Source organism: Erwinia sp. CGal63, from assembly GCF_037026505.1.
Taxonomy (GTDB): domain Bacteria; phylum Pseudomonadota; class Gammaproteobacteria; order Enterobacterales; family Enterobacteriaceae; genus Erwinia.
Genome location: NZ_JAKUMN010000002.1, coordinates 110,869 through 131,948, shown reverse-complemented (window position 1 = coordinate 131,948; position 21,080 = coordinate 110,869). Strand labels below are relative to the sequence as shown.

Below are 21,080 nucleotides of genomic sequence, written 5' to 3'. Positions count from 1 at the left end.
CTGAATACGCCTGTGAAAACTTGTCTTTTTGCAGGAAAATCGATAGTTTCATCGCTTATACGCCATTTTTTCTCATCAATGGCCTCGTCGTAGCTAAACTAGTATGACAATAATCGCGTTCCGGTGATGCAAAAAAAAACGTTTACCCGATTATTCCTAAGGGGCATCACCCGAACAAATCCGACGTCCGTAACACTACACGGCGCGTTGCCCCGGCATGATGCGGTTAACAAGCGCTACATTCTAGCCGCAGCCAGCGCCGTTGTCTTTAAGATTCAGGAGAGTGCATGGAGTTCAGTGTAAAAAGCGGTAGCCCGGAAAAGCAGCGCAGCGCCTGCATTGTGGTGGGCGTGTTTGAGCCGCGCAGGCTCTCACCCATTGCTGAACAGCTGGATAAAATCAGCGATGGCTATATCAGCGCCCTGCTGCGCCGCGGCGAGCTGGAAGGTAAAGTCGGACAGACGCTGCTGCTGCATCATGTGCCGAATATTCTCTCCGAGCGCATTTTACTGATCGGCTGCGGTAAAGAACGCGAGCTGGATGAGCGCCAGTACAAGCAGGTGATCCAGAAAACGATCAATACCCTGAACGACACCGGCTCAATGGAAGCGGTCTGCTTCCTTACCGAACTGCACGTCAAAGGCCGCAATACCTACTGGAAAGTACGTCAGGCGGTAGAAACCTCTAAAGAGACGCTGTACAGCTTCGACCAGCTTAAAAGCAACAAGGTCGAACCGCGCCGTCCGCTGCGCAAAATGGTATTTAACGTCCCGACCCGTCGCGAGCTGACCAGCGGCGAGCGCGCCATTCAGCACGGCCTGGCCGTTGCCGCTGGCGTCAAGGCCGCGAAAGATCTCGGCAATATGCCGCCGAATATCTGCAACGCCGCCTATCTGGCTTCGCAGGCGCGCCAGCTGGCGGACGCTTACAGCAAGAACATTACTACTCGCGTCATCGGCGAACAGCAGATGAAAGAGCTGGGTATGAACGCCTATCTCGCCGTCGGCCAGGGCTCGCAGAACGAGTCGCTGATGTCGGTGATTGAGTACAAAGGCAACCCGGACGCAGAGAGCCGCCCAATCGTGCTGGTCGGCAAAGGCGTGACCTTTGATTCCGGTGGCATCTCCATCAAGCCTGGCGAAGCGATGGACGAGATGAAATACGATATGTGCGGCGCGGCTTCCGTCTATGGCGTGATGCGCATGGTCGCCGAGCTGAACCTGCCGCTGAACGTGGTCGGCGTGCTGGCGGGCTGCGAGAATATGCCTGGCGGTCGCGCCTATCGTCCCGGCGACGTGCTGACCACTATGTCCGGTCAGACCGTGGAAGTGCTGAATACCGACGCGGAAGGTCGCCTGGTGCTGTGCGACGCGCTGACCTATGTCGAGCGTTTCGATCCGGAAGTGGTGATCGACGTGGCGACGCTCACCGGCGCCTGCGTTATCGCGCTGGGCCATCACGTCAGCGGCCTGCTGTCGAATCACAATCCGCTGGCGCACGAGCTGATCGGCGCTTCCGAACAGGCGGGCGACCGCGCCTGGCGTCTGCCGATGGCCGACGAATATCAGGAGCAGCTCGATTCCAACTTTGCGGATATGGCCAATATCGGCGGTCGTCCGGGCGGCGCCATCACCGCGGCCTGCTTCCTGGCCCGCTTTACGCGCAAATACAACTGGGCGCATCTGGATATCGCCGGCACGGCCTGGCGCTCCGGCAAGGCCAAAGGCGCCACCGGCCGTCCGGTCGCCCTACTGTCGCAGTTCCTGCTGAACCGCGCCGGTCTGAACGGCGACGACTAACCGATGAAAAACGCCACCTTCTATTTGCTGGAAAGCGATACGCCGATTGACGGACTGAGCGCGCAGGAAGCGCTGGTCTGCCAGCTGGCGGAAACGCGCTGGCGCGAGGGAAAGCGAGTGCTGGTCGCCTGCGTGGATGAAGCGCAGGCGATCCGCCTGGATGAAGCGCTGTGGCAACGTCCCGCCAGCGCCTTCGTGCCGCACAACCTGGCGGGCGAAGGGCCAAAATATGGCGCGCCGGTCGAGCTGGCCTGGCCGCAGCGGCGCGGCAACGCGCCAAGAGATCTGCTGATCAGCCTGCTGCCGCAGTTCGCAGATTTTGCCACCGCTTTCCAGGAAGTGATAGACTTCGTGCCTTACGAAGAAGAATTGAAACAGCTGGCGCGCGATCGCTACAAAGCCTATCGCAGCGTCGGATTCCACTTGAATACGGCCACGCCGCCCGTGCCCCCAACGACATAGCAGAAATGGAAAAGACATATAACCCGCAAGATATCGAACAGCCGCTTTACGAGCACTGGGAACAGCAGGGCTACTTTAAGCCGAACGGCGACACCAGCCAGGAAAGCTTCTGCATCATGATCCCGCCGCCGAACGTCACCGGTAGCTTGCATATGGGCCATGCGTTCCAGCAAACCATTATGGACACCATGATCCGCTACCAGCGTATGCAGGGTAAAAACACGCTGTGGCAGGCAGGTACGGACCATGCGGGCATCGCCACGCAGATGGTGGTGGAGCGCAAGATCGCCGCTGAAGAAGGCAAAACGCGCAAAGACTACGGTCGCGACGCCTTTATCGAGAAAATCTGGCAGTGGAAGGCGGAATCCGGCGGCACCATTACCCGCCAGATGCGCCGTCTGGGCAACTCCGTGGACTGGGAGCGCGAGCGCTTCACCATGGACGACGGCCTTTCCAACGCGGTAAAAGAAGTTTTCGTGCGCCTCTATAAAGAGAACCTGATTTACCGCGGCAAGCGCCTGGTGAACTGGGACCCGAAACTGCGCACCGCGATCTCCGATCTGGAAGTGGAGAACCGCGAGTCGAAAGGCTCGATGTGGCATATCCGCTATCCGCTGGCCGACGGCGCGAAAACCGCTGACGGTAAAGATTACCTGGTGGTCGCCACCACGCGTCCGGAAACGGTGCTGGGCGATACCGGCGTGGCCGTCAATCCGGAAGATCCGCGCTATAAAGATCTGATCGGCAAATTTGTCGTGCTGCCGCTGGTTAACCGCCGCATTCCGATCGTCGGCGACGAACACGCCGATATGGAAAAAGGCACCGGCTGCGTGAAGATCACGCCGGCGCACGACTTTAACGACTACGAAGTTGGCCGTCGCCATCGCCTGCCGATGATCAATATCCTGACCTTCGACGGCGATATCCGCGAAGAAGCGCAGGTTTACGACACCAACGGCGAAGAGTCCGACGTTTATCCTGCCGATATCCCGGCGGAGTTCCGCAAGCTGGAGCGTTTCGCCGCGCGCAAAGCTATCGTGGCTGCTGTAGACGCGCTGGGCCTGCTGGACGAGATCAAACCGCACGACCTGACCGTGCCTTACGGCGATCGCGGCGGCGTGGTCATCGAGCCGATGCTGACCGATCAGTGGTACGTGCGTACCGCGCCGCTGGCGAAAGTGGCGGTGGAAGCCGTTGAGCAGGGCGAAATCCAGTTCGTGCCGAAACAGTACGAGAACATGTACTTCTCCTGGATGCGCGATATTCAGGACTGGTGTATTTCCCGTCAGCTGTGGTGGGGACACCGCATTCCGGCATGGTACGATGCCGAGGGCAACGTCTACGTCGGCCGTAATGAAGAGGAAGTGCGCGCGGAAAATAACCTGGGCGCGGACGTGACGCTGAGCCAGGACGAAGACGTACTGGACACCTGGTTCTCTTCCGGTCTGTGGACGTTCTCTACGCTGGGCTGGCCGGAAAAGACGCCGGATCTGAGCACCTTCCACCCGACCAGCGTGCTGGTCAGCGGCTTCGATATTATCTTCTTCTGGATCGCGCGCATGATCATGCTGACCATGCACTTTATCAAAGATGAAGACGGCAAGCCGCAGGTGCCGTTCAAGACTGTCTATATGACCGGTCTGATCCGCGACGAAGAAGGCCAGAAGATGTCGAAGTCGAAAGGCAACGTGATCGATCCGCTGGATATGGTCGACGGCATCTCGCTGGAAGATCTGCTGGAGAAACGCACCGGCAACATGATGCAGCCGCAGCTGGCGGAGAAGATCCGCAAGCGCACCGAGAAGCAGTTCCCGAACGGCATCGAGCCGCACGGCACCGATGCCCTGCGTTTTACGCTGGCGGCGCTGGCCTCTACCGGTCGCGACATCAACTGGGATATGAAGCGTCTGGAAGGCTACCGCAACTTCTGCAACAAGCTGTGGAACGCCAGCCGCTTTGTGCTGATGAACACTCAGGATCAGGACTGCGGCTTTAACGGCGGCGAGCTGGCGCTGTCGCTGGCGGATCGCTGGATTATCGCCGAGTTCAACCAGACGGTGAAAGCCTATCGCGGCGCGCTGGACAGCTATCGTTTCGATATCGCGGCGAACATTCTGTATGAGTTCACCTGGAACCAGTTCTGCGACTGGTATCTGGAGCTGGCCAAGCCGGTGATGCAGGGCGGAACGGAGGCTCAGCTGCGCGGCACCCGCAATACGCTGGTCAACGTGCTGGAGGCGCTGCTGCGTCTGGCGCATCCGATTATTCCATTTATCACCGAAACCATCTGGCAGCAGGTGAAAGTGCTGAAAAACATCAGCGACGACACCATTATGCTGCAGCCGATGCCGGCATTTGATGAAGCTAAGGTGGATGAAGCGGCGCTAAGCGATACCGAGTGGCTGAAGCAGGCGATCGTCGCGGTGCGTAATATTCGCGCCGAGATGAACCTGTCGCCATCGAAACCGCTGGAAGTGCTGCTGCGCGGCGCAAGCGCCGACGTGGTGCGCCGCGTCACCGATAACCACAGCTTCCTGAAGACGCTGGCGCGTCTGGAAAGCCTGACCTGCCTGGCGGCAGATGACAAAGGCCCGGTTTCCGTGACCAAGATTATCGACGGCGCGGAGCTGCTGATCCCGATGGCTGGTCTGGTGGATAAAACTGCCGAACTGGAGCGTCTGGCAAAGGAAGTAAGCAAGCTGGAAGTGGAAATCGGCAAGATCGAAGGCAAGCTTTCTAACGAAGGCTTTGTCTCCCGCGCGCCGGAAGCCGTAGTGGCGAAAGAGCGCGAGCGCATGACGGAGTTCGAACAGGCGAAAGCCAAACTGATCGAACAGCAGGCCGTTATCGCCGCGCTGTAAACTTCGACGCGTCGCGATTTTCATAGCCCGATCAAAACGCCCCGTAACTGTTTACGGGGCGTTTTTTTATGGCGACATAAAGCGGCCAAACATAAATTTAAGGAAGTGGTGGTACATTAACGTACTGTTAATTTTTTACGGATAAAAAAACATGTCTGACAAATACGCCAGGCCGCAGATCGCTTTTCACTGGCTGACCGTGCTTTTGCTGACGATCGCCTACGCCGCCATTGAACTGAGAGGCTTCGCCCAGCGCGGCTCCTGGCAGGGATTTGCCATGATTATTACCCATTTCAGCGCAGGCTTTTGCGTGTTGCTGGTGATGCTGACGCGTATATTTCTGCGCTTTCGCCATCGCAGCCCGGCTATTAAGCCACCGATAGCTGGCTGGCAAAAAGGGCTTTCGCATCTGGTTCACGCCGCGCTGTATGCGTTATTTATCGTTCTGCCGATACTGGGACTTTCCTCGCGCTATCTTTCCGGTCGCCAGTGGTGGCTGTTCGGCGCGCAGATGCCGGTTTCCGCCACGCCCGATCCGGAGCTGGCCAGAACGCTGATCCACTGGCATGAAACGCTGGCGCCGCTCGGCTACTGGCTGATTGGGCTGCACGCGCTGGCCGCCCTCTTCCACCACTATTTTCTGAAGGACGACACGCTGCTGCGCATGATGCCTTCGCGGCGCAGGCAGTAAACGCTGTCAAAATCTGTTCGAAGGCAAAACCGCCCGTTTTGCCCTCTCTTCTGTCTGGCTGTCAGCTTTGCCGCACAGCAGAGGATTGCATCCTCAGTCGCCGGATGTTATTAACACAGGCAAACCATTTCAAAGAACGACGTTGTCTTATGACTAACACCTTTTCAGCCGATCTGCAGGTCCGGCTTATTGAGCCTGCTGACAATCCGCATATAGCCGCGGTAATCCGCGCCGTTTCCGCCGAGTTCGGCCTGACCGCCGATAAAGGCTTCACCGTCGCCGATCCTAACCTTGACCACCTCTGCGAACTCTATCGCCAGCCGAACAGCGCCTACTGGGTGGTCGAGCGAAACGGCGTCATTGCCGGCGGCGGCGGCGTTGCGCCTTTACAGGGCGGCGATGCGGACGTCTGCGAGCTGCAAAAAATGTATTTTATGCCCGAGCTGCGCGGCCTGGGAATGGCGAAAGCGCTGGCGCTGCGGGCGATGGCACACGCACGCGAGCTGGGCTTTAAGCGCTGCTATCTGGAAACTACCGCTTCGCTGACCCGCGCCGTGCGTCTCTATGAGCATCTGGGCTTTCAGCATATCGACGGGCCGATGGGCAATACCGGCCACGTCGACTGTGAAGTCACTATGCTGCGCGCGTTATGAGCCGCGCTGCAGATAGCTGACATCGTTGATCGATTCAATAATAAACTTGCCTTCGTCGGTATAGCGTATTTTAGAGACGCTGGCATTGATCAGCGGATAAGAGAGCGATTTGTCGCCCAGCTCATGCATCAGCGTCATAATGGCGATACCGTGCGAAACAATCAGCACGTTGCCGCCACCGCGCCGCTGCGCGTCCTGCGCGATTTCCTTCACGGCTTTCATTACCCGCTGTGCGATTTGTGGATAGCTCTCCGCCTGACCCGATTTATCGGCGGCTTTAATCATGTTGACGATATCCACGACGCTGATGGAGCCATTTTCAAAACCTTTCAGCAGCTCGGCGGCCGAACCGTATCCACCCTCTTTGGCGGCGGCGGCCTGCATATTAACATTCATATCGCCTTCAAACTGGCCGAAGAAAGCTTCGCGCAGCTCCATGCGCTCGCCCACCGGTAACGGGTTGTTGTTGGCGGCCATAATCAGCTTCGCCGTTTCTCTGGCTCTGCCCGAGTCGCTGCTCCAGGCGGTCACAAAGTTAACGGTTTTTAGCCCTTTGCCCAGTTTTTGCACCACCGCCGCGCCTTCCGCCGTTAGCGGCGTATCGCTCCATCCCTGCGCCCGGCGCACCGTATTAAAGAAAGTTTTGCCGTGACGAACAACGTAAAGCTCCACGTCCGCAGCAAAACAGGCGTTGACACTGAACAGCAGCGCAAAAAAGATAAGTACATATTTTATTCCTTTCATTTCATTCTCCTTGATTTATAAAAGGCCAAATTTCCAGGTAATGCCGACTTCGCCGGAAAGGCTTGGTGAACGCATATAGCGTCCTTCATTATTAAGGATCGGCGTGGCGTTATTATTTTTATAAGACCAGCCATAGCCGAACTGCGACGTCACTGCTAAATCTTTCAGGCTATTATCTGAAGGGTTCCAGCGGTTAAGCCAGGTTATTTCCCCGGTGCGCACGGTATTGTCTTTATAATCGAACTGGCCGTAATTAAGCTGAATAGCGCTGGAGAACTCCGGACTGAACTGATATTGCGTAAAGGTAGTCAGCGCCAGTTCGCCATCGCGCATATAATCTTTTCCGGCAGAGGTTAAGGCGCTAAAACGACCGCGCGTATTTTTGCCCATAAAACGATCGTAATAACCTACGCCGTTGGTTTTATCCGCGCGGGTATAAGCCACGCCGAATTTCTGTATCCAGCGGCCTTCCTGCCAGCGCAGCTCGCCCGCATAGTGCCAGGCGTGCTCATCAAACTGTTTTTTGTTCTGCGGCATCGCCTTATATTTTTCCAGCGCCTGGCTGCCGTAGATCTGCGTGGCCAGCGCCCACTGCGGCGCTATCGGCAGAACGGCCTCCAGCACATGCCGGCGCAGATAGTCTTTTGACTCGCCCCAGCCGTAAGAGAGGAAAGCGCCATCGGCTTTATAGGTAAATCCGGCGGTGAAAATGCTGTCGATCTCTTTGTTATCGACGGTGAGGAAATGCACGCGATCCGGCGCGTCATACATAATCGAACGCGTAACCCAGGCCGCGTCCAGCTGTAAGTCCTGCCACGCCAGCGAGCCGCTGTAGCCCAGATAGCTGTTGCGCGAGAGGCGATAAACGTCGGTAATCACGCCGACGTTATGCAGCTGGTGCCAGCCGCCTTTCGCCTTCAGCCCAAAGGCGTCGTCGCCCAGCTTCAGCTTGAGATAGCGCTGGCCGAAGCGGCCAAATCCGCCGGCGTTGCTCTTGTGAAAGCCTTCGCCGTGGTTGTAGAGGATGCCGCGCGTGGCAAAGTAGTCGCTGGCCGCCAGCTTTACGGCACGGGTATAGCTGGCGTCGAAGCCGAGGCTGTCCCACAGCCAGCCGGAACGGAAATCCAGCTCTGCGGCTGCGCCCCAGGCGTTATGCACTTCTTTGGGCTGCGCCTCGTTCTCTTTCAGGTATTTCCAGTGGCTGCGCAACGTAAGATCGAGCTGCGTATCGCTTAAAAAGCGCTGGAAATCGGCGCCCTCTCCAGCATGGACTGTTGTGGCGACAAGCAGCGCCAGTAAAAAAACGTTCCTGTTTTTCATTATCGTCGTCCTTCTCGTCTTTAAAAATAACCCCTTAAAAAAGAAACAAAAAAAACCCGACCGCGCCGCTGTAAATAACAGCCTGGCGCGATCAGGTTTTGCCCGTTGGTAACAATCCTGATAGCTGCGTGAAATATACGCCTGCAGCGCCGGTTCGGCGGAATAAAAATCAGGTTATGTGAGAAAGACCGCAAAAAAAACTTTGATCGAAAAAATCAGAATAATCATTATAACGGGAAAGATAAGCGTTAATTTAACTCACTCAAGTTACCTGCATTATTAAATTAATTTTACCGGCAAGGCCATTATTTTTTTGAGATAAAACGCCCGGAATATTATTTCCAGGCGGGCACGCCGCTATGAAAACGTAACTCATTATCAGGCTCATTAATAAGCTTCGCTTCCGTTTCGCCTATTTTCCGGACGCGAGAAGCGATATCGGTCGGTGATATTGCCGCCGCCAGCGCCAGATAATCCTGATAGTGGCGCGCTTCCGAACGCAGCAGGGAGAGATAGAAAGCGGCCAGCTCTTGATCCAGATAAGGCGCCAGGCTGGCAAAGCGCTCGCAGGAGCGCGCTTCGATATAAGCGCCGCAAATCAGCTTGTCCACCAGCGTCTGCGGCTCGTGCGTGGTCACCTCGCGCAGTAAGCCTTTAGCGTAACGGCTGGCGGTGATTTTTACATAAGGAATATTACGGGCCTGCATAATTTCCAGAACCTGGTAAAAGTGGTGTAGCTCTTCTTTAATCAGCAGCACCATTTTGTCCACCAGCGCGTCACCATAAGGAACGTCTTCACGACTGATAATGGTTTTTGACAGCGCCCTGTGCTGTTCCAGAAAAGCCAGATCGGCGTTTTCGCTGTGCACAAACTGCTCCCACGGCTTCAGCCAGGCCAGCAGCGCGTCGCCGCTCTCTTTATCCGCCACGTATTTACGGATAAGCCACATCGCGGTCTGGGCCGCTTTCAGTTCGCAGACAAGATGATCGGTCAGCAACAGCGCCAGGTTTTCCGGCCTGCGGGCTTCATCAATCCAGCTTTGCGGCGTACGGCAGTGCAGAAAGGCGTGAACGGGAGCGAGGAGAAGATCGGTGGTCATGCAGAAAGGGATCCGTACGGTTAGAAGAAAACGGGCGGCATAGCGTCCGCCCGCAACAATCAGTGACGCGTGCCGTTATCGTCTTCGTCGATGTCGTCGCCCTCTTCGTCATCTTCATCCTCGGCATCAGGATCTTCGAAGTAGGTGCCCCAGCCGTCATAATCGACGTTGTACTTCGCGGCAAGGTCAATCAGCTGCTCAACCTGGGCGTCGATCAGTTCGGCGTTCAGCGCACCTTCGCTCAGGATATCGCAGCACATCACTTTCGTGCCGTCTTCCAGCTCCAGCTCTTCCGGCTCGGTGACCTCGTACCCCAGCTTGAACGCGTCTACCGCCGCCTTTTCCAGCGCGTCGAAGCTGTCGCAGGAGAGGTGGTGTTCGATGGTGTAGAGCGCATCCGGGTCACTGCCGTCGTCCAACAGCTCTTCAATAATCAGCCGCGTTTCTTCACGCTGCTCTTCCAGCAATGCTTCATTTGCCATGATCCGTTCCTCTGTGTGTGGCCATTGTTAAGTATTTTCCCACACTGTCCTTCGCGCCACTACCTTTAAACAAAAGTTTCTGCACGCTGGGGTTGAAAATGCATATTAATACAGTTAAGTTGAATTTAAATTCACAAAATACCCTTTGGAGGGCTGTATGAGCCATTTATATCAACGCCATTTTCTCAGGCTGCTTGATTTTACTCAGGCGGAGATCACCGCCTTGCTGGCGCTGGCCGCCACCCTGAAAACCGCCAAAAAAAACGGTGAGGAAGTTCAGCACCTGAAAGGCAAAAACATCGCGCTCATCTTCGAAAAAGACTCGACCCGCACCCGATGCTCTTTCGAAGTTGCCGCTTACGATCAGGGCGCTAACGTCACCTATCTTGGGCCAAGCGGCAGCCAGATCGGCCATAAGGAGTCGATGAGGGATACCGCACGCGTGCTGGGCCGCATGTACGACGGCATCCAGTATCGCGGCCATGGCCAGCAGCTGGTGGAATCGCTGGCGCAGCACGCGGGCGTTCCTGTCTGGAACGGCCTGACCAACGAGTTTCATCCGACCCAGCTGTTGGCGGATCTGCTGACCATGCAGGAGCATCTGCCGGAGAAGCCGTTCAGCGAGATGGTTTTCACCTATGTGGGCGACGCGCATAACAATATGGGCAACACCATGATGGAAGCCGCCGCGCTGGTGGGACTGGATCTGCGCCTGGTGGCGCCGAAAGCCTGCTGGCCGGACGAGGCGCTGGTCAATGAGTGTCGCCAGGCTGCCCAGGCGAGCGGCGGTAAAATTACGCTGACCGAGGATATTGCCGAAGGCGTCAGGAACGCGGACTTTATCTATACCGATGTGTGGGTATCGATGGGCGAGCCGAAAGAAGTCTGGCAGGAGCGTATCGCGCTGCTGCGCCCTTATCAGGTCAACAGTGCGATGCTGGCGCTGACCGGCAACGCAAAAGTGAAATTCCTGCACTGCCTGCCCGCTTTCCACGACGAGCAGACCACGCTGGGCCAGCAGATGGCCGAGCAGTATGACCTGCATAACGGCATGGAAGTCACCGACGACGTCTTCGAGTCTGAACACAGCGTAGTGTTTGATCAGGCAGAAAACCGGCTGCATACGATTAAAGCGGTGATGGTAGCGACGCTGGCGAAACTGTCGTAGTTTCAGGCCAGGCAAACGATTACTTTTGCTTGCCGCCGCGCAGCGAATGCGTATAATGCCCCCCGTTTGTCTGGAGGATGCATGAAACCGATTACTGCTGACATTGTAAAAATGACGCGCCTGAATGCAGGCGAGCAGTGCCGTTTTTCCTCCTTCCCGATCTGTAGAAAAAGCCCCTCATTGAGGGGCTTTTTTTTGCCCATTTTTCAGCGTACCGGCACGCGTAGAGGAGAGTGAAGATGGCTAATCCGCTGTATCACAAACATATTATCTCGATTAACGATCTCAGCCGCGAAGAGCTGGAGCTGGTGCTGCGCACCGCCGCCAGCCTGAAGGCCACGCCGCAGCCGGAGCTGCTGAAGCATAAGGTGATTGCCAGCTGCTTTTTTGAAGCTTCCACGCGCACGCGTCTCTCCTTCGAGAGCGCCATGCATCGTCTTGGCGCTTCCGTAGTCGGCTTCGCCGACGGCAGCAATACCTCGCTGGGCAAAAAAGGCGAAACGCTGGCGGATACCATTTCCGTTATCGGCACCTATGTGGACGCCATAGTGATGCGCCATCCGCAGGAGGGCGCGGCGCGTCTGGCGACGGAGTTTTCCGGCGGCGTGCCGATCCTTAACGCTGGCGACGGCGCCAATCAGCATCCGACGCAGACGCTGCTGGACCTCTTCACCATTCAGGAGACGCAGAGCCGTCTGAACAATCTCAATATCGCCATGGTCGGCGATCTGAAATATGGCCGAACCGTCCACTCGCTGACGCAGGCGCTGGCGAAGTTCGAAGGCAACCGTTTCCTGTTTATCGCGCCGGACGCGCTGGCGATGCCCGCTTACATCACCGATATGCTGGATGAAAAAGGCATCGCCTGGAGCCGCCACGACAGCATCGAGGATGTGGTGCCGCAGGTGGATATCCTCTATATGACGCGCGTGCAGAAAGAGCGGCTGGACCCGTCGGAATATGCCAACGTCAAGGCGCAGTTCGTACTGCGTGCGGCGGATCTGACCGGCGCGCGCGAGACGATGAAGGTGCTGCATCCGCTGCCGCGTATTGATGAAATCACCACTGACGTCGACGCCACGCCGCACGCGTGGTATTTCCAGCAGGCGGGCAACGGCATTTTCGCTCGCCAGGCGCTGCTGGCGCTGGTGCTGAACAGTGAACTGGCTCTGTAAGAGGAACTGACGATGACGCAAGATAATAAATTACAGGTAGAAGCGATTAAACGCGGCACGGTAATCGATCATATTCCGGCCCATATCGGCTTTAAGCTGCTGTCGCTGTTTCGCCTGACGGAAACCGATCAGCGCATCACCATCGGCCTGAATCTGCCTTCCGGCGAGCTGGGCCGCAAGGATCTGATCAAAATCGAGAACACTTTTCTGACCGACGATCAGATTAACCAGCTGGCGGTCTATGCGCCACACGCCACGGTCAACCGCATCGATAATTATGACGTGGTCGGCAAAATTTCGCCGACGCTGCCGGATCATATCGAGCGCGTGCTGACCTGCCCCAACAGCAACTGCATCAGCCGCAGCGAGCCGGTTCACTCCAGCTTCGCGGTGAAAAAGCGTAATAATAACGTGCAGTTAAAGTGTAAGTACTGCGAGAAAGAGTTTGCTCATCACGTGGTGCTGGCGAGCTGGTAATCACTCCCGGTCGGCTTATAATGAAGCGGTTCCGGGCTATACCGGCCTCGTTTAACAAGGAGAAATTATGTCTCGCGAAATCAGCACTGAAAACGCACCAGCGGCGATCGGCCCTTATGTGCAGGGCGTCGATCTGGGCAGCATGATCTTTACTTCTGGCCAGATCCCGGTCGATCCCAAAACCGGCAGCGTAGCCGAGGACGTGACCGCGCAGGCGCGTCAGTCGCTGGAAAACGTGAAGGCCATTGTGGAAGCCGCAGGCCTGAAGGTAGGCGATATCGTTAAAACCACGGTGTTCGTTAAGGATCTCAACGACTTCGCCACCTTGAACGCGGCTTATGAAGCCTTCTTTAATGAGCATCAGGCCAGCTTCCCGGCGCGTTCCTGCGTGGAAGTGGCTCGTCTGCCGAAAGATGTCAAAATTGAAATCGAAGCGATCGCCGTTCGTCGCTAATTCCCTTTCCTCTCCCGCCGGGAGAGGAAAACTCTTATGTTTTACCCGCTGTTATCTCTGGTTAATCCTGCCCGCTCAACCCTTTGTGCAACACCTGAAAATTTTTCGCTGCGCCTGTATCTCCACCTTGCCAGTTAGTGGCTAACCTTATGGAAGAACAAAAAGGCGATAACAGCGCAAACGGACCTTTTCTATCGGGATTGAGCAATGACTAAAAATCCACTGTGGTGGCAGAACGGCGTAATCTATCAAATTTATCCCAAGAGCTTTCAGGATACGACCGGCAGCGGCACAGGCGATCTGGCTGGCGTGATTGAACATCTGGACTACCTGCAAAAGCTGGGCGTGGACGCCATCTGGCTGACGCCGTTTTATATCTCGCCGCAGGTGGACAACGGCTACGACGTGGCGAACTACACCGCCATCGATCCGCTGTTCGGCACCATGAACGATTTTGATAATCTGGTGGAAGAGACGCACCGGCGCGGCATGCGGCTGATTCTGGATATGGTGTTTAACCACAGCTCCACCCAGCATCACTGGTTCCACGAGGCGCTGAATCCCGACAGTCCTTACCGCTCTTACTATATCTGGCGCGACGGCACGCCGGGCGTGCCGCCAAATAACTGGCTGTCGAAGTTCGGCGGCCACGCCTGGCGCTGGCACCCGGAAAGCAATCAATACTATATGCACCTTTGGGCGCCGGAGCAGGCGGATCTCAACTGGGAGAACGACAATCTGCGCGCTGAACTCAAGCAGATCGTCAACTTCTGGGCGGATCGCGGTATTGACGGGCTGCGGCTGGACGTGGTGAATCTGGTTTCCAAGCATCAGGACTTTCCGGACGATCCCAACGGCGACGGGCTGCGGCTCTATACCGACGGGCCGCGCATCCACGAGTATATGCGTGAAATGAGCCGTGATGTGTTTCGCCCGCGCGAGCTGATGACGGTGGGCGAAATGTCTTCCGCCACGCTTGAGCACTGTCAGCAGTACGGCGCGCTGGATGGCGAAGAGCTGTCGATGGTGTTCAGCTTCGATCATGTCGAGGTCGATTTCTTCAACGGTCAGAAATGGACGCTGACGCCGCTGGATCTGGTGGCGCAGAAAGCCATCTTCACCCACTGGCAGCACGGTATGCACAATAAGGCCTGGAACGCGCTGTTCTGGTGTAATCACGATCAGCCGCGCGTGGTGTCGCGCTGGGGCGACGAAGGACGATATCGCGTGCAGTCGGCGAAGATGCTGGCGCTGGTGCTGCACGGCATGCAGGGCACGCCCTATATTTTCCAGGGCGAAGAGCTGGGGATGACCAATCCGCACTTTACCCGCATTCTCGACTACCGCGATATCGAAAGCCATAACATGTATGCCGAGCTGCGCTCGCAGGGCCGCGACAGCGATAATCTGCTGGAGATCCTCGCCAGCAAGTCGCGCGATAACGGCCGCACGCCGATCCCGTGGCATGCCGGAGAAAACGGCGGTTTTACCACCGGCACGCCGTGGATTGGCATGTGCGACAATATGGATACCATCAATGCGGAAGCCGCGCTGGCCGACGAGAATTCGGTGTTTTACACCTATCAGAAGCTAATCCGGTTAAGGAAGCAGTATCCGATCCTGACGTGGGGCGACTATCTCGATCTGCTGCCGGAACACGCTTATCTCTGGTGCTACTGCCGTCGTTACGGCAAAGAGGTGCTGGTGGTGGCCGCCAACTTCAGCGGCGAAACGCAGGTCTGGCATCCGCCAGCCTACAGCGGCCACTGGGAAGTGCTGATCAGCAACTATCCCGATACGCACGTAACGCCTGGCGAGGTGATGCTGCGCCCGTGGGAAGCGGTCTGGTGGTATCAGAAAGTGTGGGATGGCTCCGGCCAGGGAAGTTCAGCTAAGCAGGCGCTTTAGATACAGGTTTATTGGCCACAGGCCGCCAAAGCGCGGCCTGATTAACGTCAGAACTCACGCTTAACGATAAGGTAACCATTAAAACGTACCGCGCAGTCATCATCATTGACCAGAGCGGAAGCAAGCAGAACATTATGCCGCCGTGCTACGTTTTCAAAGGTGTATTTTACCAGCAGCTGCCTGGCGTTTTTTGCCATAAAGCCTGCGGCATACTCCTTTGCCGTAGTGGGATCGTCGCTGTTTTCACCGCTCAGTTTCTTTTCTGTTTCACCGTAAGTCAGCGCCAGCGAATAAGTTACAGGTTGCAGGCTGATAAGCTCCGTCTCCGTTTTTTCCTTTATGATGCTGTCACGACTAATGCCAAAATCTTCCAGCATAGTGAGCAACATAGCTTTGCCGACATCGTTTCGCAGCGTTATGCACTGTTCAGGCGAGATCAGCGCCCAGACGTTAAAACAAACTAAGATAAATGCAAATGCAATTATTCTAAAAGTCATTGCACTATTAACTCCCGATCGCCTGATTCAAAAATTCGCCGACGAAAATTCAGATGGAGAACAATACAGCCATTAGACGCATTACCAGGATCGCTACCCTTATCGCCATGAATTAAAAAACCGCCGCGGTTACACATAGTATTATCAGGAGAGGGTTCCAGCCTTAACGTATAGCGCCCGGCATGAGGATGAGTAAAGGGGCGCCCGACAACTCTGTATTTACCTCGGGGTAAAGGTCCTTTTCCTTTTACGCACTCATACTCTGGATTATCCTTATATCCTGGCGCTCCAGCATAGAGAGCGCTAAACATATATTGATTATTATGCTTAAAAGTTCTCAAACTCACATTATAAACCCATGCCATTACCGCTCTCCTTGCGTTAATTAAACAATAGTTTCTTGCAACTCTGATTTATTATACCGAATTATCGTAACAGTCAATGATGTTAAATCAGATTTAATCCCCGCAACAACGCTATGTCACTGAAGCTAAGTGAAAGAGCCGCGCTTTTACTTACTAAGCGAGACGGCTGACATCCTGAAAAGAATCGGTAGCTTATCCTTAAAGCGCTGTCGGCTGGTACTCGATCGTGTTTGAGGTCGCCGTTTATACAACTTACTGCTATTTATAGGTTTTTATTTCCTGTGGAGCCTGTTACGCATGTTAAAACGTTTTGCTGTTTTACTCACTGGGTTGCTGTTTTGTAGTCACATTTTCGCCGCTGTAGGCTTTCGTCAGCTTACGCTGAACGGCAGTGGATCGCGTTCCATTGAGGTTGCCGTCTGGTATCCCACACAGCAAACCGACGTGGGTGAAAGTATCGGAGAAAACGCGGCATTCGAAGGCAGTACCGTGCTGCGTAATGCCGCTCCCGTGCCTGGCGCTCACCCGCTTTTATTGTTATCACATGGCCACGGCGGCAGCTGGCGTAATCTCGCCTGGCTGGCGGAAGAGATGGTGTCTCAGGGCTATATCGTCGCCGCGCCCAATCATCCGGGAACCACTTCGCAAAACGCCGATCCAAAGCAGGCGCGTCAGCTTTGGCTGAGGCCAGACGACTTAAAGCTGGCCATGCGTGAACTCATTGTTGATCCGGCTATTGCCGGAGAAGTGGACAGCACGCGGATTGCCGCAGCCGGACACTCGTTAGGCGGCTGGACGGTGATGGAGCTCGCTGGCGCCAAATTCGATGCGCGAAAATTTAACGTCGACTGCGCTAAACATGTTGGGCTTTCCAGCTGTCGGGTTGCCGCTAAGCTGGGGATAAACAGTGATGCCAGCCGTGCGCCACTGGCAGCCGACCGCAGCGAAAAGCGAATCAGGGCGGTTATTCTGCTGGATAGCGGATTAGCCCGAGGCTTTACCCGTGAAAGCCTGGCGAAAATAGCGCTTCCTGTCCTTATCCTTGCCGCCGGAGACGATTCGCCGGAACTGCCTGCGGAACTTGAGTCAGGCTATTTGGTCAGCACGCTGCCTCCGCGATGGGTGACCTTTGCCCGAATCGATGGCGCAACGCATTTTAGTTTTATGCAGCTATGTAAACCGCAGGGAGAAAAACTGATCGAAGAAAGCGCGCCGGGCGAAGGCGTAGTTTGTCAGGATGGCGGAACCTTTAGCAGAAAAGAATTGCATCGCCGGCTGGCAGTCAACATTAGCGGGTTTCTGAATGCGGCTTTACATTTTCAGCCGCAGCCTGGCGAAAAGCCCCTGGCGCCATTCCGCTCAGGCGAAGAAACTCGCGGTTAAAATTAGATTTGGTCAGAAAGCCAGATTCCAGCATAATTTCCGTTATCGGCTTTTGGGTGGTCAATAACAGGTTTTGCGCTCGTTGAATTCTGAAACTGTTAATCCATTGAGAGACGTTACAACCGCGCGCTGTATTCACGGCATTAGAAATATGGCGCGCGGGCATACCGGTTCTGCGTGCCAACAGGTTTAGCGTAAGATTTGCATCAAGGTAATACTCTTTATTTATTAACATTTGCTCAAGCTGCGCGCATCTTTTTTCCTGTTCTGCTCCCGTGCTTTTTTCCATGATATTTTTCGGTTCACTCTGCAGCAGGATTTTTTCTTCCGCGGGAAGCATTCTGTTTGCCAGCAAAATAGCTACACAGATAAATGGCAATATGCAGGCCCGCGCAACGGTAATAACTAAAGGCGCCTGTAGACCCTGATTATAAATAAAGTCCAGGCTAACCATCAGATCGACCAGGGCGGAAAAGCAGAGAAAGCAGCCAGCGAATAGCGTCAGGCGCGAGGCCAACAACGCCTTATTGAGGCGTATCCGAATAAAAGCGTTTTCGCCCTTAGCGGCGACTTTTATCAGGGCAAAGCCGTAGCCGCCATACAGCAGAAATAAAATTGCATCAATGGCTTGCGGAAAACATAAGATGGCAATAATGGCAGCCAGGGTCAGCAACAACGAAAAAGAACGGCGAGGCTTCTCATCTGTAGTCAGGCCGGTAAAGCAGCGCCACGCACAGTGTGGCAGACAGGCCGCAAGCAGGGGCTGTAGCTGCCGAACCGCCTCGTTGTGCCATTCCCAGCGGATAGTACCCGCGATCAGCAGAATGATCCAGGCTGCGATAAAGCTGCCTGTACGCCGATATTCGCTTCTGTTGGAGAGCAAGAGCACGCCCAGCAACATAAAGAGCGCCAAAATAATCAGCGACGAGAAAGGAATGTTGAACATCGTTATTACTGTCACAGCGGCGCGAACAGCGCCGCCAGATCGTCGCTGGTAAAGCTGACCGGCTCGTTCAGATCGTCTTCCAGAATGCCTTTGGCCAGCTCCGCTTTCTGCTGCTGCAGCGAGACGATCTTCTCTTCAATGCTGCCTGCCGCAATCAGCTTGTAGACGAATACCGGTTTGTCCTGGCCCAGGCGATAAGCGCGATCGGTGGCCTGGTTCTCTGCCGCCGGGTTCCACCAGGGATCGTAGTGAATAACCGTATCGGCCGCCGTCAGGTTCAGCCCTACGCCGCCCGCTTTCAGGCTGATTAAAAACACCGGCACTTCGCCATTCTGAAAACGGCGCACCGGCTCGCTGCGATCGCGCGTGCTGCCGGTCAGGATAACGTAGGGAATACGCGCCTTCTCCAGCTCTTCCGCTATCAGCGACAGCATAGTGGTGAACTGCGAGAAGATCAGGATGCGGCGATCCTCCTCCAGCAGATCGCTGAGCATCTCCCGCAGCAGCGTCAGCTTGGCCGACTGTTTAACACGGGCCGCTTTATCATTATCGATCAGTCGCGGATCGCAGCAGATTTGCCGCAGCTTCAGCAGCGCATCCAGCACCAGCAGATGGCTGCGTCCTGCGCCCTGCTGCTCTACCGCCAGCCGCACGCGATCCTGCATCGCGCCGCGGACTTTTTCATACAGCTCCCGCTGCGCGCCTTCCAGCTCCACCGAGCGCACTATCGTCGTTTTCGGCGGCAGCTCTTTCGCCACTTCCTGCTTGCGGCGGCGCAGCATAAAAGGCCGTACGCGCTTAGCCAGCAGCTCGCGCCGCACCCGATCGCCATCCCGCTCCACCGGGATACGCCACTCCTGGGTAAAGGCTTTTTCGCTGCCCAAAAATCCCGGCAGCAGAAAATCGAACTGCGACCAGAGCTCGCCAAGATGGTTTTCCAGCGGCGTGCCGGTCAGGCAGAGTCGATAACGCGATTTCAGCGTGCGGATCACCGAAGCCGCCTTTGAGGCGCTGTTTTTCACGTACTGCGCCTCGTCCAGGATCAATATATGGTAGCTGTGCCCCAGCAGCTGAGGCTGATCGCGCCAGAGCAGCGAATAGGTGGTCAGCACCACATCGTAATGTTCAATACGATCATAAAAAGATTTACGCTGCGGCCCGGTCAGCGCCAGCACCTTTAGCCCTGGCGCAAAACGGCTGGCCTCCTGCGTCCAGTTATAAACCAGCGTAGTAGGCACTACGATCAGCGCCGGACGATCCAGCCTGCCCGCCTCTTTCTCCAGCAGCAGATGCGCCAGCGTCTGGATCGTTTTACCTAACCCCATGTCGTCGGCCAGCACGCCGGACAGGTTGTTGGCCCGCAAAAACTGCATCCAGCCGACGCCCTGCAGCTGATAGTCGCGCAGCCGCGCCTCTAATCCCTGAGGCGGCGTAACGGGCGGAATGCTGTTTCCCGTCTGCAGGCTCTCCGCCAGCTTCAGCACGCCGCTGTCGCCGCTAAACTGCCAGCGGCCCGCTTCGCTTAACGCCGTCAGCCTGCCCGCTTCATAAGGCGCGACACGCAAGGGCGCCTCCTCATGCTGCGCCAGCAGATCCGCCAGGCTGCCTACAACGGTTTTCAGCCGGCCGGCGGCTATTTGCAGACGCTCGTTGCGTTCGCTGCGCAGCTCTATCGTTTCGTCGTCGGCAATCCCTGAAAGATCGCCCGAGAGCCAGCGGCGATCTTTACGGAACAGCCCGGCCAGCAACGGCTGCATATTCACTTTGTGCGAGCCGAGATCGGCTTCTATCTGCAGCGCAAACCAGCCATCCTGCTGCTGGATGGCCTGACCGTCGATGGCGGTGATTTCAGTGATGTTCCAGGTGAAGTCGTCATCCACAGCGGTCTGCCAGCCGCGTTGGCGCAGCGTTGGCAGCGCATACTGGATAACGTTGCGCCATCGTTCGGGCGAATCGGGCGCGAAAATAACAGGCGGCAGCGGCGCCGAACGCGGCGTATAGATATGGCCGGATGGGATAGTTTGCAGCCCGACCTGGTTCAGCTCGCTCAGCCAGCGCTGCTCCTGCTCCGCCTGTCGTCGGATTTGAAAAAGCCTGCCGTGGCGATCGGGAAAAGTATCGCCGCCGCTGCCTGCCGCGACATGGACGCCCGCATAGTCAAAATGCACGGCAGCGAAATCGAGGCGTTTTTGCCGATGGCCATAGCGTCCGAAACCGCTGACGAATTTCGCGCGCGACGTCAGTCGCAGCATCGGCTGCGGCTCGGCCTCGATAAGTTTGGTAGCCGGTGCGGGCGCGGCGGCAGGCTGGCGCTGCAGCCAGGCCAGCATCACCGCGGCGGCATGGCGGCAGTTATTTTTTACCGGACAGGTGCATTCTCCGCTGGCGTGCAGTTTGCCCTGCGGCCTGCTGAAATGCACCATAACCTGAAAGGGTTCGATTTTTCTGCCGGGCACTTCGCCGGTCAACAGATTATTTTGCCACTGCAGATGCTGCGCTTTATCCACCAGCTCTTTTGCTCTGGCCACGGTACGCGCGCCCAGCCAGCGGCTTACCTGTTTTTCATTGTACGTTACAGAAGACATCAGTCTGTAT

The 21,080-nt window shown here is 56.1% G+C and carries 19 protein-coding genes; 11 read left to right on the top strand and 8 right to left on the bottom strand.

Annotated features, from left to right (window positions below; genetic code table 11):
- Positions 1-287 precede the first annotated feature (287 nt).
- The 5 genes from pepA to MKZ79_RS09345 all read left to right on the top strand — a co-directional run bounded on the left by pepA (position 288) and on the right by MKZ79_RS09345 (position 6,466).
- On the top strand, positions 288-1,799 hold the full coding sequence (gene pepA, locus MKZ79_RS09365) for a leucyl aminopeptidase (protein ID WP_336141506.1): 1,512 nt from the start codon (positions 288-290) through the stop codon (positions 1,797-1,799).
- Positions 1,800-1,802: 3 nt separating this feature from the next.
- Positions 1,803-2,261: a DNA polymerase III subunit chi gene (locus MKZ79_RS09360; protein WP_336141505.1), complete on the top strand. Its 459-nt coding sequence runs from the start codon at positions 1,803-1,805 to the stop codon at positions 2,259-2,261.
- A 5-nt stretch (positions 2,262-2,266) separates the two neighbouring features.
- A complete protein-coding gene (locus MKZ79_RS09355) occupies positions 2,267-5,122 on the top strand; it encodes a valine--tRNA ligase (RefSeq protein WP_336141504.1) in 2,856 nt (951 codons plus the stop codon).
- 151 nt (positions 5,123-5,273) lie between these two features.
- Entirely contained in the window at positions 5,274-5,813 is a 540-nt protein-coding gene (cybB, locus tag MKZ79_RS09350) for a cytochrome b561 (RefSeq protein WP_336141503.1), read from the top strand.
- 149 nt (positions 5,814-5,962) lie between these two features.
- Entirely contained in the window at positions 5,963-6,466 is a 504-nt protein-coding gene (locus MKZ79_RS09345) for a GNAT family N-acetyltransferase (RefSeq protein ID WP_336141502.1), read from the top strand.
- Here MKZ79_RS09345 and MKZ79_RS09340 read toward each other — a convergent pair.
- The 4 genes from MKZ79_RS09340 to rraB form a co-directional block, all read right to left on the bottom strand.
- A complete protein-coding gene (locus tag MKZ79_RS09340; RefSeq protein ID WP_336141501.1) occupies positions 6,461-7,210 on the bottom strand; it encodes a histidine phosphatase family protein in 750 nt (249 codons plus the stop codon). The two genes, MKZ79_RS09345 and MKZ79_RS09340, sit on opposite strands and share 6 nt — an antisense overlap.
- A 15-nt stretch (positions 7,211-7,225) precedes the next feature.
- Positions 7,226-8,530 carry a hypothetical protein gene (locus tag MKZ79_RS09335; RefSeq protein WP_336141500.1) on the bottom strand — a complete coding sequence of 435 codons (1,305 nt, stop codon included), beginning with the start codon at positions 8,528-8,530 and terminating at the stop codon, positions 7,226-7,228.
- Positions 8,531-8,865: 335 nt separating this feature from the next.
- Positions 8,866-9,630, bottom strand: coding sequence for a tRNA isopentenyl-2-thiomethyl-A-37 hydroxylase MiaE (gene miaE, locus MKZ79_RS09330; protein ID WP_336141499.1), 765 nt, complete (start codon positions 9,628-9,630; stop codon positions 8,866-8,868).
- A gap of 59 nt (positions 9,631-9,689) precedes the next feature.
- The gene (gene rraB, locus MKZ79_RS09325) at positions 9,690-10,112 is read right to left on the bottom strand and encodes a ribonuclease E inhibitor RraB (RefSeq protein WP_336141498.1); all 423 of its coding nucleotides are present in this window, start codon (positions 10,110-10,112) and stop codon (positions 9,690-9,692) included.
- 157 nt (positions 10,113-10,269) lie between these two features.
- Between rraB and argF the strand changes: the two genes are divergently transcribed.
- From argF to treC, 5 genes are all read left to right on the top strand, one after another.
- On the top strand, positions 10,270-11,280 hold the full coding sequence (gene argF / locus MKZ79_RS09320) for an ornithine carbamoyltransferase (protein ID WP_336141497.1): 1,011 nt from the start codon (positions 10,270-10,272) through the stop codon (positions 11,278-11,280).
- A gap of 239 nt (positions 11,281-11,519) precedes the next feature.
- Positions 11,520-12,455 (top strand): aspartate carbamoyltransferase, encoded by a 936-nt coding sequence (gene pyrB, locus MKZ79_RS09315; protein ID WP_336141496.1) that lies wholly within the window; start codon positions 11,520-11,522, stop codon positions 12,453-12,455.
- 12 nt (positions 12,456-12,467) lie between these two features.
- Positions 12,468-12,932: an aspartate carbamoyltransferase regulatory subunit gene (gene pyrI, locus MKZ79_RS09310; RefSeq protein ID WP_336141495.1), complete on the top strand. Its 465-nt coding sequence runs from the start codon at positions 12,468-12,470 to the stop codon at positions 12,930-12,932.
- A gap of 67 nt (positions 12,933-12,999) precedes the next feature.
- On the top strand, positions 13,000-13,386 hold the full coding sequence (gene ridA, locus MKZ79_RS09305; RefSeq protein WP_336141494.1) for a 2-iminobutanoate/2-iminopropanoate deaminase: 387 nt from the start codon (positions 13,000-13,002) through the stop codon (positions 13,384-13,386).
- A gap of 207 nt (positions 13,387-13,593) precedes the next feature.
- Positions 13,594-15,294 carry an alpha,alpha-phosphotrehalase gene (treC, locus tag MKZ79_RS09300; RefSeq protein ID WP_336141493.1) on the top strand — a complete coding sequence of 567 codons (1,701 nt, stop codon included), beginning with the start codon at positions 13,594-13,596 and terminating at the stop codon, positions 15,292-15,294.
- Positions 15,295-15,341: 47 nt separating this feature from the next.
- Here the strand turns inward: treC and MKZ79_RS09295 are convergent, their stop codons facing one another.
- A complete protein-coding gene (locus MKZ79_RS09295) occupies positions 15,342-15,791 on the bottom strand; it encodes a hypothetical protein (protein ID WP_336141492.1) in 450 nt (149 codons plus the stop codon).
- Positions 15,788-16,156, bottom strand: coding sequence for a tlde1 domain-containing protein (locus tag MKZ79_RS09290; protein WP_336141491.1), 369 nt, complete (start codon positions 16,154-16,156; stop codon positions 15,788-15,790). Before MKZ79_RS09290 ends, MKZ79_RS09295 begins: the two co-directional genes overlap by 4 nt.
- Before the next feature lie 297 nt (positions 16,157-16,453).
- On the opposite strand from MKZ79_RS09290, the gene MKZ79_RS09285 reads away from it, so the two are divergent.
- The gene (locus MKZ79_RS09285) at positions 16,454-17,539 is read left to right on the top strand and encodes an alpha/beta hydrolase family protein (protein WP_336141490.1); all 1,086 of its coding nucleotides are present in this window, start codon (positions 16,454-16,456) and stop codon (positions 17,537-17,539) included.
- Here MKZ79_RS09285 and MKZ79_RS09280 read toward each other — a convergent pair.
- Together MKZ79_RS09280 and MKZ79_RS09275 are read right to left on the bottom strand one after the other, a co-directional pair.
- A complete protein-coding gene (locus tag MKZ79_RS09280) occupies positions 17,445-18,485 on the bottom strand; it encodes a helix-turn-helix domain-containing protein (protein WP_336141489.1) in 1,041 nt (346 codons plus the stop codon). The two genes, MKZ79_RS09285 and MKZ79_RS09280, sit on opposite strands and share 95 nt — an antisense overlap.
- An 11-nt stretch (positions 18,486-18,496) precedes the next feature.
- Positions 18,497-21,070 carry a DEAD/DEAH box helicase gene (locus MKZ79_RS09275; protein WP_336141488.1) on the bottom strand — a complete coding sequence of 858 codons (2,574 nt, stop codon included), beginning with the start codon at positions 21,068-21,070 and terminating at the stop codon, positions 18,497-18,499.
- Positions 21,071-21,080: the final 10 nt, after the last annotated feature.

Coding starts and splice junctions, on each gene's coding strand:
- MKZ79_RS09290 (WP_336141491.1), bottom strand. CDS start 16,156: ATGGCATGGGTTTATAATGTGAGTTTGAGAACTTTTAAGCATAATAAT.
- ridA (WP_336141494.1), top strand. CDS start 13,000: ATGTCTCGCGAAATCAGCACTGAAAACGCACCAGCGGCGATCGGCCCT.
- argF (WP_336141497.1), top strand. CDS start 10,270: ATGAGCCATTTATATCAACGCCATTTTCTCAGGCTGCTTGATTTTACT.
- miaE (WP_336141499.1), bottom strand. CDS start 9,630: ATGACCACCGATCTTCTCCTCGCTCCCGTTCACGCCTTTCTGCACTGC.
- pyrB (WP_336141496.1), top strand. CDS start 11,520: ATGGCTAATCCGCTGTATCACAAACATATTATCTCGATTAACGATCTC.
- pepA (WP_336141506.1), top strand. CDS start 288: ATGGAGTTCAGTGTAAAAAGCGGTAGCCCGGAAAAGCAGCGCAGCGCC.
- cybB (WP_336141503.1), top strand. CDS start 5,274: ATGTCTGACAAATACGCCAGGCCGCAGATCGCTTTTCACTGGCTGACC.
- MKZ79_RS09275 (WP_336141488.1), bottom strand. CDS start 21,070: ATGTCTTCTGTAACGTACAATGAAAAACAGGTAAGCCGCTGGCTGGGC.
- MKZ79_RS09295 (WP_336141492.1), bottom strand. CDS start 15,791: ATGACTTTTAGAATAATTGCATTTGCATTTATCTTAGTTTGTTTTAAC.
- pyrI (WP_336141495.1), top strand. CDS start 12,468: ATGACGCAAGATAATAAATTACAGGTAGAAGCGATTAAACGCGGCACG.
- MKZ79_RS09335 (WP_336141500.1), bottom strand. CDS start 8,530: ATGAAAAACAGGAACGTTTTTTTACTGGCGCTGCTTGTCGCCACAACA.
- treC (WP_336141493.1), top strand. CDS start 13,594: ATGACTAAAAATCCACTGTGGTGGCAGAACGGCGTAATCTATCAAATT.
- MKZ79_RS09360 (WP_336141505.1), top strand. CDS start 1,803: ATGAAAAACGCCACCTTCTATTTGCTGGAAAGCGATACGCCGATTGAC.
- rraB (WP_336141498.1), bottom strand. CDS start 10,112: ATGGCAAATGAAGCATTGCTGGAAGAGCAGCGTGAAGAAACGCGGCTG.
- MKZ79_RS09340 (WP_336141501.1), bottom strand. CDS start 7,210: ATGAAAGGAATAAAATATGTACTTATCTTTTTTGCGCTGCTGTTCAGT.
- MKZ79_RS09355 (WP_336141504.1), top strand. CDS start 2,267: ATGGAAAAGACATATAACCCGCAAGATATCGAACAGCCGCTTTACGAG.
- MKZ79_RS09280 (WP_336141489.1), bottom strand. CDS start 18,485: ATGTTCAACATTCCTTTCTCGTCGCTGATTATTTTGGCGCTCTTTATG.
- MKZ79_RS09345 (WP_336141502.1), top strand. CDS start 5,963: ATGACTAACACCTTTTCAGCCGATCTGCAGGTCCGGCTTATTGAGCCT.
- MKZ79_RS09285 (WP_336141490.1), top strand. CDS start 16,454: ATGTTAAAACGTTTTGCTGTTTTACTCACTGGGTTGCTGTTTTGTAGT.